At 65.3% G+C, this 13227-nt stretch carries 11 protein-coding genes; 8 read left to right on the forward strand and 3 right to left on the reverse strand.

Annotation, left to right across the window (positions count from 1 at the left end):
* Positions 1-9 precede the first annotated feature (9 nt).
* The 6 genes from ABT392_RS02705 (at position 10) to ABT392_RS02730 (ending at position 9719) form a co-directional block, all read left to right on the forward strand.
* Positions 10-2427: a glycoside hydrolase family 2 TIM barrel-domain containing protein gene (locus tag ABT392_RS02705; RefSeq protein WP_395386703.1), complete on the forward strand. Its 2418-nt coding sequence runs from the start codon at positions 10-12 to the stop codon at positions 2425-2427.
* Positions 2424-5387, forward strand: a complete 2964-nt coding sequence (locus tag ABT392_RS02710; RefSeq protein ID WP_395386702.1) for a glycoside hydrolase family 2 protein — start codon at positions 2424-2426, stop codon at positions 5385-5387. Before ABT392_RS02705 ends, ABT392_RS02710 begins: the two co-directional genes overlap by 4 nt.
* Positions 5384-6553, forward strand: a complete 1170-nt coding sequence (bglB, locus tag ABT392_RS02715; RefSeq protein WP_395386701.1) for a beta-galactosidase BglB — start codon at positions 5384-5386, stop codon at positions 6551-6553. The genes ABT392_RS02710 and bglB overlap by 4 nt, the downstream gene beginning before the upstream one ends.
* Positions 6554-6587: 34 nt before the next feature.
* Complete coding sequence (locus tag ABT392_RS02720; protein ID WP_395386700.1) at positions 6588-8204, forward strand: MFS transporter; 1617 nt, start codon at positions 6588-6590, stop codon at positions 8202-8204.
* Between the two features lie 81 nt (positions 8205-8285).
* A complete protein-coding gene (locus ABT392_RS02725; RefSeq protein ID WP_395386699.1) occupies positions 8286-8918 on the forward strand; it encodes a histidine phosphatase family protein in 633 nt (210 codons plus the stop codon).
* A 159-nt stretch (positions 8919-9077) separates the two neighbouring features.
* On the forward strand, positions 9078-9719 hold the full coding sequence (locus ABT392_RS02730) for an RpiB/LacA/LacB family sugar-phosphate isomerase (protein WP_334278585.1): 642 nt from the start codon (positions 9078-9080) through the stop codon (positions 9717-9719).
* Positions 9720-9822: 103 nt separating this feature from the next.
* On the opposite strand, the gene ABT392_RS02735 is transcribed toward ABT392_RS02730, so the two are convergent.
* Positions 9823-10209: a hypothetical protein gene (locus tag ABT392_RS02735; protein ID WP_395386698.1), complete on the reverse strand. Its 387-nt coding sequence runs from the start codon at positions 10207-10209 to the stop codon at positions 9823-9825.
* A gap of 297 nt (positions 10210-10506) precedes the next feature.
* On the opposite strand from ABT392_RS02735, the gene ABT392_RS02740 reads away from it, so the two are divergent.
* Together ABT392_RS02740 and ABT392_RS02745 are read left to right on the forward strand one after the other, a co-directional pair.
* Positions 10507-11289 (forward strand): polysaccharide deacetylase family protein, encoded by a 783-nt coding sequence (locus tag ABT392_RS02740; RefSeq protein WP_464970899.1) that lies wholly within the window; start codon positions 10507-10509, stop codon positions 11287-11289.
* A gap of 76 nt (positions 11290-11365) precedes the next feature.
* On the forward strand, positions 11366-12088 hold the full coding sequence (locus tag ABT392_RS02745) for a class I SAM-dependent methyltransferase (protein WP_395386696.1): 723 nt from the start codon (positions 11366-11368) through the stop codon (positions 12086-12088).
* Here ABT392_RS02745 and ABT392_RS02750 read toward each other — a convergent pair.
* The gene (locus ABT392_RS02750; protein WP_395386695.1) at positions 12075-12713 is read right to left on the reverse strand and encodes a 4'-phosphopantetheinyl transferase family protein; all 639 of its coding nucleotides are present in this window, start codon (positions 12711-12713) and stop codon (positions 12075-12077) included. The genes ABT392_RS02745 and ABT392_RS02750 overlap by 14 nt on opposite strands.
* 45 nt (positions 12714-12758) lie before the next feature.
* On the reverse strand, positions 12759-13199 hold the full coding sequence (locus ABT392_RS02755; protein ID WP_395386694.1) for an excinuclease ATPase subunit: 441 nt from the start codon (positions 13197-13199) through the stop codon (positions 12759-12761).
* Positions 13200-13227 lie beyond the last annotated feature (28 nt).

Consider the following 13227-nt stretch of genomic DNA (forward strand, 5'->3'; position numbering starts at 1 on the left):
GTGATGACGATGATGGCATTCTGGCGAGTCGGCATCGCAGCCCTGGCCCTGCTCAGCGGGCTGGCAACGGCGGCCTCGCGGGAGGTCCGCCCCCTGAATGAAGGCTGGCTGTTCAGCAAGAGCGATGCGGGCGCTGCCATGTCGCCCAATTTCGACGACAAGAGCTGGCGCCCCGTTCAGTTGCCGCACGACTGGAGCCAGGAAGAGCCCTTCAGCGCGAACTACGGCAGCGGCAACGGCTATGCGGCCGGCGGCGTGGGCTGGTATCGCAAGCGGTTCCAGCTCGATGCTTCGCAGCGTGGCCGCCTGGTCAGCGTGGAGTTCGACGGCATCTACGAGCATTCGCAGGTCTGGATAAACGGCCAGTATGTGGGCGGCCGGCCCTTCGGCTACAGCAGCTTCGCGCTGAACCTCACGCCCTATCTGCGCTTCGACGCGCCGAACGTGATTGCGGTGCGCGTGGACCATTCGCGCCAGACCGACTCGCGCTTCTACAGCGGCTCCGGCATCTACCGGCTGGCGCGGCTGGTCATCACAGCCCCGATTCACATCGCGCAGTGGGGAAGCTTCGTGCGCACGCCGGTGGTGAGCGCCGCGAATTCAAAGGTTCAGGTCGACACCGAAGTCGTCAACACGACGGCCAAGGCGCAAAGCCTGAGCCTCTTGAGCGAGCTGCTGGACCCGCAGGGCCGCGTGGTCGCTCGGCTGGAGAGCAGCTTGCAGCTCACGGCCGGTGAGGGCCGCTCCTTTGCGCAGGCCATGAGCGTCGCCCGGCCGCAGCGCTGGTCGCTGGAGTCGCCCGCGCTCTACACCTTGCGCCAGCAGCTGCGGCAGGGGGATCGGGTTCTCGATGAGGCGGGCACGCCCTTTGGCATCCGCACGGCCCGCTTCGACCCGGACCGTGGCTTCTTCCTCAACGACCAGCCGCTGAAGATCAAGGGTGTCTGCCTGCATCACGATGCCGGCAGCCTGGGCGCGGCCGTGCCGGAGTCGGTGCTGGAACGTCGCCTGATCAAGCTGCGCGACATGGGTGTCAACGCCATCCGCACCAGCCACAACCCGCCGGCGCCCGAGCTGCTCGCGCTGACCGACAAGCTGGGCCTCCTGGTGCAGGCCGAGGCCTTCGACGAGTTCGCGCCGACCAAGCGCAAATGGATCGCCGGCTGGAATGTGGGCGAGCCGGGCCGGCATGGCTACGGCGAGTCCTTCGAGGCCTGGGGCGTGCGCGATATCGAAGACATGGTCAAGCGCGACCGCAACCATCCGAGCATCATCATGTGGAGCATCGGCAACGAGGTCGACTACGCGAACGACCCGTTCTCGCATCCGGTGCTGGGCAAGAAGTACAGGCCCGAGAACCCGCCCGCCAGCGAACTGGTGCGTTTGGGCAAGCCGCTGGTCGCTGCAGTGAAGCGCATGGACAGCAGCCGCCCGGTGACGGCGGCAATGGCCCATGTGGAGATGTCGGACGCCGTGGGTTTCGGCGACATCCTCGACATTGCCGGCTACAACTACCAGGAGCTGCGCTACGCCGCCGACCACGCGGCCAAGCCGCGCCGTGTGATCTATGGCAGCGAGAACCGGCACGACTACAGCGCCTGGGCCGTGGTGCGCGACACCGACTACATCTCCGGCCAGTTCCTCTGGACCGGCATCGACTATCTCGGCGAGGCGGGCCGCTGGCCGCTGCGTGCGGCGGACTTCGGCCTGCTGGACCTGGCGAGCTTCAGGAAGCCGCGCGGTGCTTTTCGCGAAAGCCTGTGGAGCGAGAAGCCGATGGTCTATATCGCCGCGGCCTTGCAGAGTGCGCAGTTGAACGCCTCGCAATCGGGGCAGGGCACGCCGCTTCTGGACCAGCAACGCCGCGCCAAGGTGGAGGAGCATTGGAACTGGCCGGCAGGCGCGACCGTCACCGTCTCGGCCTACAGCAACTGCGACGAGATCCAGTTGCTGCTCAACGGCCAAGTGATCGGCAGCCAGCCGCGCAGCGCAGCGGTGGAGGGCGTGTTCACCTGGACCGTGCCCTATCAAGCCGGCGAGTTGAAGGCCATGGGCCTGCGTGGCGGAAAGCCAGTCGCGGAGTTCGTCCTGAAGACGGCAGGGCCTGCGGCGCGCATCGCGCTGTCCAGCGAAGTAGCGGGCGATGGCGTGGCCCATGTGGAGTACCGCATCGTCGATGCCCAGGGTGTGCGTGTGCCGGACGCCGATCAGCGAATCACGTTCAGCTTGCAAGGCCCGCTGGAGATTCTCGGCATCGGCAATGGCAACCTGGCGGATGTGGATGACCCGCGCGATGCGGTGCACGCCACGTATCAGGGCCGAGGCCTGGCGGTTCTGCGGAACAAGGCGGGCGCGGGTGCTCGAACCCTGCAAGCCAGCGCACCAGGCCTCGCATCGGCGCAAATAGACCTGGGCGGAGCGCCATGATCCAACGATGCTTCGCTGCGTTCCTCATCGGCGTTGCCAGCCTGGCAAGCGCCCAGCCGCTGCCGCGCGAGCAACTGGACTTCAACGCTGGCTGGCGCCTGCATGTTGGTGAGGCGGCGGGCGCGCAGGAGGCGAAGTTCGATGACTCGGCGTGGAAGCCCGTCACCTTGCCGCATGCGTGGAACGAAGACGAAGCTTTCAAGAAGGACATCAAGGACTTGTCGACCGGCATCGCCTGGTATCGCAAGAGCTTCACACTGCCCAAGACCATCGTGGGCCGCAAGGTCTTCATCGAGTTCGAAGGCGTGCGCCAGGCCGGTGAGGTCTGGCTCAACGGCAAGCGCCTGGGCCTGCATGAGAACGGCATCACGGCCTTCGGCTTTGACATCAGCGACGCCGTGCGCCCGGCGCCGGCTGTGAACGTGATGGCGGTGCGCACCGACAACGACTGGGCCTATCGCGAGCAGCTCTCCGGTGCTCGCTTCCAATGGTCGGACCGCAACTTCAACGCCAACTACGGCGGCCTCTCGAAGAACCTGCGCCTGCACATTGCCGACAAGGTCTACCAGACGCTGCCGCTGTATGCGCACCTGGGAAGCACCGGCGTCTACGTTTACGCCAAGGACTTCGACATTGCCGGGCGCAGCGCGACCCTCCATGCCGAGTCGGAGATTCGCAATGAGGACGCCGCGGCACGCACGTTCGTCTACAAGGTCAGCGTGCAGGACGCAGCCGGCAAGACGGTCGCCAGCTTCGATGGCGGCCGCTACACGGTGGCACCACGGGAGAGCCTCACGGCCAAGGCTTCAGCGCGAGTCAGCGGCCTCAATTTCTGGAGCTGGGGCTACGGCTATCTCTACACGGTGACCACGTCCTTGGAAGCTGAAGGTCGGGTCTTCGATGCCGTGGCCACCCGCACGGGCTTTCGCAAGACCGAGTTCGGCCATGGCATGGTCAAGCTCAACGACCGGGCCTTGCAGATGAAGGGCTATGCGCAGCGCAGCTCGAACGAATGGCCGGCCGTGGGCCTGTCCGTGCCCCCATGGCTCAGCGACTACAGCAATGGCCTGATGGTGGAGAGCGGCGCGAACCTGGTGCGCTGGATGCACATCACGCCCTGGAAGCAGGACGTTGAATCCTGCGACCGCGTGGGCCTGATGCAGATGCTGCCGGCCGGTGACTCCGAGCGCGACGCGCAGGGCCGCTCCTGGGTGGCGCGCACCGAGGTGATGCGCGATGCCATCATCTATTTCCGCAACAACCCCAGCGTCCTGGTCTACGAGTCCGGCAACAACGGCATCAGCGAAGCGCACATGGCGGAGATGAAGGCTCTGCGCGACCGCTTCGACCCGCACGGCGGCCGCGCCGCCGGCAGCCGCGACATGCTGGGCAGCCGCGAAGCGGAGTACGGCGGCGAGATGCTCTATGTGAACAAGAGCGCGCGCCAGCCTTTCTGGCAGACCGAGTACTCGCGCGACGAAGGCCTGCGCAAATACTGGGACGAGTTCTCGCCGCCCTTCCACAAGGACGGCGAAGGCCCGCTCTACAACGGCCAGGACGCGAGTGTCTACAACCGCAACCAGGATTCGCATGCGATCGAGAACGTGGTGCGCTGGTACGACTTCTGGCGCGAGCGTCCGGGCACCGGCACGCGCGTGAACGGGGGCGGTCTGAACATCATCTTCTCCGACAGCAACACCCATCACCGCGGCGCCGAGAACTACCGCCGCAGCGGCGAGGTCGATGCGATGCGCATCACCAAGGACGGCTTCTACGCGCACCAGGTGATGTGGGACGGCTGGGTGGATGTGGAACGGCCGCGCGCTCACATCATTGGCCATTGGAACTACGCGGCCGGCGTGCGCAAGAACGTCACCGTGGTCTCCAGTGCGGCCATGGTCGAGCTGTTCCTGAACGGCAAGTCGCTGGGCAAGGCGCAGCCCACGAATGGATTCCTGTTCAGCTTCCGCGACGTGGCCTGGCAGGCCGGACGCTTGAAGGCCGTGGGCTATGACGCGCAAGGCCGAAAGATCACCGAGGCCCAGCACGAGACGGTCGGCCAGCCGGTGGCCTTGAAGCTCACCCGCATTGCCTCGCCGGTCGCGCTGCGCGCCGATGGCGCGGACATGGCGCTGCTCGAAGTCGAGGTGGTCGATGGCAAGGGTCGGCGCCATCCCATTGCATTGAACAGCGTGGAGTTCGAGCTGACGGGTCCGGCCGAATGGCGCGGCGGCATCGCCCAGGGGCCTGACAACTTCATTGGCGCCCGCACACTGCCGGTCGAAGGCGGCGTGAACCGCGTGCTGGTGCGCACGAGCACCGAAGCCGGCCGCATCACGCTCACCGCCAAGTCGGCGGGTTTGAAGTCGGCGCAGATTGCCTTTGATTCCGTGGCGGTGCAGCCCGGCAGCATGGCCGGCGCTGATTTGCCGGGCCGTCTGGATCGCGGCCCGACACCGGCCACGCCTGCGTTCAAGCCGACACGCATCGCCGTGCCGGTGGCAGGTGTCACGGCCACCGACGGCCTCGACCCCCGCCGCGCCATCGATGACGACGAGACGACCGCCTGGTCGGGCAAGCAGCCGATCAGCTTCGAACTGGCGCGGCCGGCCCGCCTCACCGAAGTGACGATGAAGACGGCGGGCTTCCGTGCCCGCAGCTATCCCGTTCGCATCACCGTTGACGGCAGGGAAGTGTTCCGTGGTGCCACGCCGCGCAGCCTCGGCTATGTCACGCTTACCCTGCAGCCGATTCTGGGCCGCAAGGTGATGATCGACGTTCTGGGCGGCAGCGAGGCGCGCGAGGCCTTTGCCGGCATCACCGAGCTGGTCGACCAGAAGAACGCCACCACTGGCGAGCAGCTCGTTGGCAAGGGCGAGCTGGGCCTGATCGAGATCGAGTTTTATGAAGCCGCGGCCGCTGAGGTGACCGCGCGAGATGACAAGGGCAACAAGCCATGAGCAATCAACAACAGATTCTTTTCCCGGTCGATTCCTCGAAGATCGACCCGCTGCTTTCGCACCATGTGGCCGCGCTGGGCGCGAGCCAGGCCGATTACCGCGACGCGATCGACCGACTGATCCACAACCTGATCAATATCCGCGACGACGAAGGCAAGTTCCTCCTGCGTCTCGCGGACGGCCGCGTGCTCGACACCAAGAGCTGGAACGGCTGGGAATGGACGCAGGGCGTGGGCCTGTATGGTGTCTACAAGGTCTGGGAGATGACCGGCGACCAAAAGGCCTGGGACATCATGACCTCGTGGTTCGAGGCGCGCTTCAAGGAGGGCACGCCCTCTCGCAATATCAACACGGTGGCGCCTTTCCTGACGCTGGCGTACTTGTACGAGCGCACCGGCAACCGCACTTATTTGCCGTACCTGGACGCCTGGGGCGAGTGGGTCTACAGCGGCCTGCCGCGCACCGAGGAGGGCGGCTTCCAGCACATCGTCTACAACAGCGTGAACCACCAGCAGCTGTGGGACGACACGCTGATGATGTCGGTGATGCCGCTGGCCAAGATCGGCCTCCTGCTGAACCGCCCGCACTATGTGGAAGAGGCCAAGCGGCAGTTCATGGTCCACATCAAGTACCTGGCCGACCGCAAGACGGGCTTGTGGTTCCACGGCTGGACCTTTGAGGGCCGCCACAACTTCGCCAACGCCCTCTGGGCGCGTGGGAACAGCTGGGTCACCATCGTGATCCCGGAGTTCATCGAGCTGCTCGACCTGCCCAAGGACGATGCCTTGCGCCTGTTCCTGATCGAGACGCTGGAGGCGCAGGTCAAGGCTCTCGCCAAGTGCCAGACCGCTTCTGGCCTGTGGCGCACGATTCTTGATGACGAGACCTCGTATGAAGAGGCCGCCGCCTCGGCCGGCTTTGCCTACGGCATCCTGAAGGCGGTGCGCAAGGGCTATCTGCCAAAGGAGTACGAAGCGCTGGGCGTGAGTGCTGCCAAGGCGGTGCGCGCCAAGATCAACGACGCGGGAGAACTGACGCAGGTGAGCTTCGGCACGCCGGTGTTCAACAGCATCCAGGAATACAAGGACATCCCGCTCACCTCGATGCCGTTTGGACAGGCGATGGCCTTGCTCACGATGGGCGAGTTCATGTACAGATTCATTTGAGCCCCGTAATAGAACAAGAGAAGAGACAAGCAAGATGGCCGGAGACTACAAGAAGGTGCGCATCCCCAACTGGGTGAACTACTGGGGCTGGGGCTCGGGCGACATGCTGGGCGCGGGCGCGCAGGCGGTGATCACCGGCTGGCTGTTCTATTTCTTCACCACCTTCTGCAGCCTGAGTGCCGTGGAAGCAGGGCTCATCCTCGGCCTGCCGCGCCTCCTGGAGGCGATCACCTGCCCCTTGATCGGCTATGTGTCTGACCACCTTCGCCACACCTGGGTGGGCCACAAGATCGGCCGGCGCAAGCTGTTCCTGCTGATCACCATTCCGCTGCTGCCCAGCTTCGCGCTGATCTTCCGCACCGGCCACACCTTCTACTACTACCTGCTCTGCTTCATCTTCTTCGAGCTGCTGTACACGATGTTTCTCATCCCCTGGGAAACGCTGGCGGCCGAGATGAGCCGCGACTATGCGGAGAAGGCCAAGTTCGCCGGTGCGCGCATGATCGTGGCGCAGAGCTCGGCCATCCTGGCCTCCTACCTGCCCACTCTGCTGATCAGCCAGTTCGGCGGCAAGGATTCGCCCGATACCTTCTTCTGGATGGCCGCCATCTTCGGCGTGATCTTCTCCATCGTCGTGACCATCGTGGTGCTGACGACCTGGGAGAGGCCCTATGGGCCGAAGGAGCTCGTGGCCTTGTCGCAGACCTTCAAGGGCCCGAGCCTGAAGACGGCCTTGAACATGCCGGTGAAGATGTTCGCCGACCTGTTCTCGACCCTGAAGATCCGCGCCTTCCGCCAGCACCTGAGCCTCTACCTCGGCGGCTACCTGTCGCAGGACATCTTCAACACCGCGTTCCCGATCTTCGTGGCCACGGTGCTGGCCGGCGCCACGCTGGTGATCTCGCAGTTGATGACGACGATGTATGTCGCGCAACTGATCTCGGTGATGGTGGCGATCAATATCGTGATCCGTACCGGCCCCTTGCTGGCCTACCGCATCGCGATCAGCTTCTTCGGCGCGGCGCTCGCGCTCTACCTTGCCTTCTTCCTCATGCAGCCGGCCGGCTTCGGCGCCAGCATGCAAGGCTTGAGCGGCAATATCTTCTCGGCCTTCAACCCCAGCGCGCCCAGCTTCTCGGCGAGCCTGGTCTTCTGGCTGTTCACGCCCATCATCCTGGCGGGCCTGGGCCGAGGCACGCTGAACTTCGTGCCCTGGTCGGTCTACAACTACCTGCCCGATATCGATGAAGCCGTCACGGGCGAGCGCCGCGAAGGCATCTTTGCCGGCGTGATGACGCTGGTGCGCAAGGTCGCGCAGTCGGGCGCCATCATCCTGAGCGGCTGGATCATCGACATGGGCGGCTACATCTCGCCCAAGGCCCATCCCGGCCGGGTGATCGAGCAGACGCCCGAGGCCATCAACACCATCGTGGCGCTGATGGTGGGCGGTCCCATCGTCGTGATGGTGCTGGGCCTCGTCATCTCCTGGTCGTTCCGACTGAACGCCCGCACGCATGCGGTGCTGGTGCATGAAGTGGAGCGGCTGCGCGCCGGCGAGACCGAGGCCGAGTCGCCCGAGAACCGCCGCATCGTTGAAGACCTGACCGGCTGGCCGTACGAGAAGCTGTGGGGGCGGGGCGCGCGGGCCTGACAGGCCGGCGGCCTTGGATTGGTGGGCGCGTGCACAATGGACTGACGCGGCCACCATGCGCGGGCACTACCGGGAGCACGCTTGAAAGCACTGCCAACGATCTATCTGATCCGCCACGGCGAAACCGCCTGGTCCCTGGAAGGCAAGCACACCGGTGCCAGCGACCCGCCGCTGACCGCGCATGGCGAGGCGCAGGCGCGAGCGCTGGCCTGGCGCTTGATCGAGGTCGAGTTCAGCCATGTGCTGGTCAGCCCGCGGACGAGGGCGCAAAAGACTTGTGAGCTGGCCGAGCTGGCGTCGGTGAGCGAGGTGGAGCCCAAGCTTGCAGAGTGGAACTACGGCGACTACGAAGGCCTGACCCTCGCCGAGATCCGCAAGCAGCGGCCGAACTGGAACATCTGGCAGGACGGCAGCCCGCACGGCGAATCGCCCTCCGAGATGTCGGCCCGGGTAGACCGCCTGATCACGCACCTGAACTCCATGCACGGCAATGTCGCGCTCTTCACCCACGGCCATCTGGGCTCCGCGCTGGCGGCCCGCTGGATCGGAATGCACATCAGCGCGGGCCAGCATTTCGTGCTGCAGCCGGCCAGCCTGAGCATCCTGGGCCACACGACGGACCACACCCACAAGCACCTGATCGAGCTGTGGAACGAAACCGAGGTGGTGAGCCGGGCCGCCGAGGAGGCGGAGACAGCGCCGTCAAAGACCTGAACCTGCAGAGCTGGCTTCAAAAATTTGCTGCAACCAATCATTTTTTTGAAACAATGGTTCGAAATTTAGGGTTTTGACCGTTTTCCCGAGGATAAGCCGGCACAATGCCGCCTCAGCCCTTCGCTCAAGCCCTCCATTTCGACCCTCGAAAGCCAAGCCATGAAGATCGCTCTCATCATCGAGAACAGCCAAGCCGCCAAGTCCGATATCGTCTTCAACGCCTTGAAGACCGTTGCCGAGCCGCTGGGCCACGCCGTGCATCACTACGGCATGTACACGCCGGAAGACAAGGCCTCGCTGACCTATGTGATGAACGGCCTGCTGGCCGGCATCCTCCTGAACTCCAAGGCCGTCGACTTCGTCGTCACCGGCTGCGGCACCGGCATGGGCTCCATGCTGGCCTGCAACTCGATGCCCGGCGTGTTCTGCGGCCTCGTGATCGACCCGACCGATGCCTTCCTGTTCGGCCAGATCAATGACGGCAACTGCATGTCCATGCCCTACGCCAAGGGTTTCGGCTGGGCCGCCGAACTGAACCTGCAGGACTGCTATCGCAAGCTGCTCGAGAACGAGCGTGGCGCCGGCTACCCGAAGGAACGCGCGGCCATCATGGCCAAGAATCGCGGCATCCTGAAGGACCTGAAGGCAGCCTCCTGCAAGGACATGCTGAGCGTGCTGAAGGGGGTCGACCAAGACCTCCTGAAGGCCACCGTGTCGGGCGAGAAGTTCCAGGACCTGTTCTTCACGAACTGCCAGGACGACGCCATGGCCAGCTACATCAAGGGCGTGCTGGCGAGCTGATTTCGAGAAGGCGCTGCCCGCGGGCGGTGCCCCAGACATGCGAAACCCCCAGCGCCTCAAGTGAGGCTCTGGGGGTTTTTTCTTGCATGGCTGCGCGCCAGTGTCAGTCGCAGTTGGGCACGACAGGCTTGCTGCCGACCTTCATGCATTGCTTGTAGTTGTTGGGCAGGTCGCGCACCTCGCGGCTCTGGCCCTGGGTGAGCGTGAACTCTTCGACCACCTGGTGGGTGCAGGTCGTTGCCGGCTTGCCGCGCTCGCCATCGCCGGTCTGGCACTGGGTGGTGTACAGCGCGTAATTGCATTCACCAGTCGGGCTCTTCACGCATTCGAAGCGTGCGCTGCCGGCATTGCTCAGCCGCATGCGGCCGGCGGAGTTGTGGTTGTCGTTGGCCGGGGCCGTGATCGAGATGGAACAGGCGCTCAGCAGTGCGCCGGCGGCGACCGTGGCGAGCAGGGCGAGGGGGCGGAGCGACAGGGCGGTGGATTTCATGTTCGAGCCTGGGTTGGAAAAGCCGCGATGCTATGCAGGCCGGGCCACCATTGCCCCCGCGCTGCGACGAACTGCATCGGCGCAAGCGCAGGCTGCAGCTCAGGCAGGCTTGGCCGCATTCTTGTCACTGTCCCGGGGCGCCGGCGCGGGACTTCTAGAATGCGCGCCTGCTCCCTGCCGTACTCGACCGTGCCTCTCTGCTTCGCCCGCTTCAGCTCTCAGTGCCTGCTTGTCCTCCTGGCGGCGCTGCTGCTGGCAGGCTGTCGCTCAACGCCAAGATTGCCCGTCGGGCCCGAGGTGCCGCCACTGCGATTCCTGCTGACGTTCGACGACGGGCCCAGCATCGCTGCCAAGCGCAACCCTACCGAACAGGTGCTTCGCACGCTGGCCAGCAATTCGGTCCAGCCGGATATCAAGGCCATCTTCTTTGTACAGACGCGTGCCATCAGGGGCGGCGGCACTCCGCAGGGGCGCGAGCTGATCCGGCGTGAGTTGGCGCTGGGCCATTTGCTGGGATTCCACACCGCCACGCCAGGACATTCCAACCATCTTGGCATGAGCAGCGACGTGCTGCGCGCTTCGCTGCAGCTCGGCATGGCCGACCATGCCGAACTTGGCGCCGCGCCGCGCTTGGTGAGGCCGCCGATGTGGGCCTACAACGACCGGACACTGACCGTCTATGCAGACTTCGGCCTGAAGGCGCTGCTGACCGACGTCACGGCCAATGATGGCAAGATCATCCCGCCCTACGGCAGCCCGCGCCGTCATCAGCACATGGACTACCAGATGGATCTGCTGAGGGGGCGCCTGCTGGCCGGCGAGCTGCCGCTGGTGCAGGGCGTGGTCCCGGTCATCGTGACCTTTCATGATCCCAACCCCTTCACCGCCGAGCACCTGGCCGAGTACCTGGAAATCCTGGTCAGTGCTGCGCGCCATCAGGGCTTGCGGGTGTCGGAGCAGCCGTTCTATGGGCGGGGCGACGATATCGAGGCCGTCGCATTGGCTCGCACCATCGCAGCCGGTGAGCCCGCACTGCGTATTCCAGGCTTCTGGCATTCGCTGTTCTGGATGAAGCCTTGAGAGGCCCAGCGCCGCGCATTCTTGCCCTTATCATCGCCTCCGCTAGAAGCATCGCGCCCTCAGCGACAGACACGCCATGAACTCACTGCCCAGCACTGCCGCCACCCCCAAGGCGCATTCCTTTGTGCCCGAGACCCGCTTCGGTCTCTGGTTCCTCTCGACACCGACCTGGCGCGTGCATGTGCTGCAGCGGGCACTCAATGACTTGCAGCGCATGGCTCCCGAGCTGCCGACCGGCGGCGTCGTTCTGGACATCGGCACCGGTCAGGGCCATTCCTTGCCAGAGCTGGCCGAGCGCTTTCGCCCCAGCCAGATCCATGCGCTGGATCCGGAGCCCGACTTCAGTGCGCGCTGCGCTGCGATGCGGCAGGCCGCCGGTGCGCCGGTCACACTGCACCATGCGCACGCCGAGCGCATCCCGCTGCCCGACGCTTCGGTGGACCTGGTGCTCTGCCACCAGACGTTGCATCACATCGTCGAGCAGGAGGCCGCGCTGGCTGAAGTCTTCCGCGTGCTCAAGCCGGGTGGCCGCTTGCTGCTGGCCGAAAGCACTCGCGCCTACATCCACAGCTGGATCATCCGCTTGCTGTTCCGCCATCCGATGCATGTGCAACGCAGTGCGCCGGAATTCCTGGCGATGCTGGCGAAGGCCGGCTTCGAGGTGAAGCCCGAGCAGGTCAGCACGCCCTATCTGTGGTGGAGCCGCAAGGATCTGGGCGCCCTGGAATGGCTGGGCTTCGGTGTGCCGAAGGATCGTGAAGAGACGCTGCTCAACGCTGTGGCCGTCAAGCCGCACTAAGCGGCGACCAGCGCTGACCGGCATCCGGCTGCAGCGCACCCGGCAGCAGCTCGGACACCCAGACGGGCGTGCTGGCGCCGACGAACGCCCAATGCAGCTGATCGAGCCGGCCTTGCAATGCGGGGCCTGCCGGGTCGGCTTGCCAGCGCAGGCCGCGCAGCGCCGACAAGCTGCCGATGTCGGCATGCGATTTCAGCCAGGCCTCGGCCAGCGTCCAGTGCCGATAGAAGTACGCGGCATCGGGGCAGGGCAGCAGCCCGGCGAACGTAGCCATGGCAGACCAGTCCCGCGTTGGCGATTCCACTTGCAGGTCCAGACCGACCGGTACGTCGTCGCTGACGACCACGCCCACCCAAGCGCCGCTGTGGCTGATCGACAGCCGCCAAGGTTCGGGCGCCAGGCAGCGGCCTGCTCCATCCTGGGTCAGGCGCAGGATGGCCGGCTCACCAGCGCCCGCGCGTGCGAGCAGCAGTCGCGCGAGCCAGCGGCCGGCTGCGAACTCGCGCTGCCGCCGCTCGGCGGTGAATCTGGCGCAGCGCGCCTGCTCATCCGGGCTGAACCAGCCGGCCGGTGCAGGACAGGCGGCCAGCACACTGGTCTGCGGTGCGATGCAGGCCCAGTTCATGGCCTCACCAGCCTGTCGCGCTGCTCGAGGGCCGGCCGGTGTGGCTCAGTCGGCCACCTTGGCGTAGGTGCCCTTGAGGGCCACTCCGATGATGATGGCGCCTGCGTGGCATTCGAAGTCGGTGGCGCTCTTGTATTCGACCTTCTTGTAGTAGCTGACGATGTCGACCACCGCATTGCCGCCTTCGCGCTTGGCTGATTCCTGCAGGCGGATCAGCGCGGTGAGCGCTGCCCATTTGCAGCCGAACTCGTCGCTCTTGCCGAAACCATTGGTCTTGGGGTTGCTGACATCGGTGGCGAAGCGCTTCAGGACCTTGGGCGTCTCCTGGCCCGCCAGGTAGAACTTGACGTTCGGGTCGAGCTTGGCCTGGGCCTCGGGCATGGCCAGCACATCCGCCAGCGGGATGTGCAGCACGGTGTCGCGCGCGGCAGCCGGGCCGGCGATCAGCAGGGCAGAAAGGGTGGTGAAAACAAGGCGACGCAGCATGGTCAGCTTCCTTTGGTTCTGGGATTCA

It is taken from the genome of Paucibacter sp. JuS9, assembly GCF_044043925.2.
Taxonomy (GTDB): domain Bacteria; phylum Pseudomonadota; class Gammaproteobacteria; order Burkholderiales; family Burkholderiaceae_C; genus JAUASW01.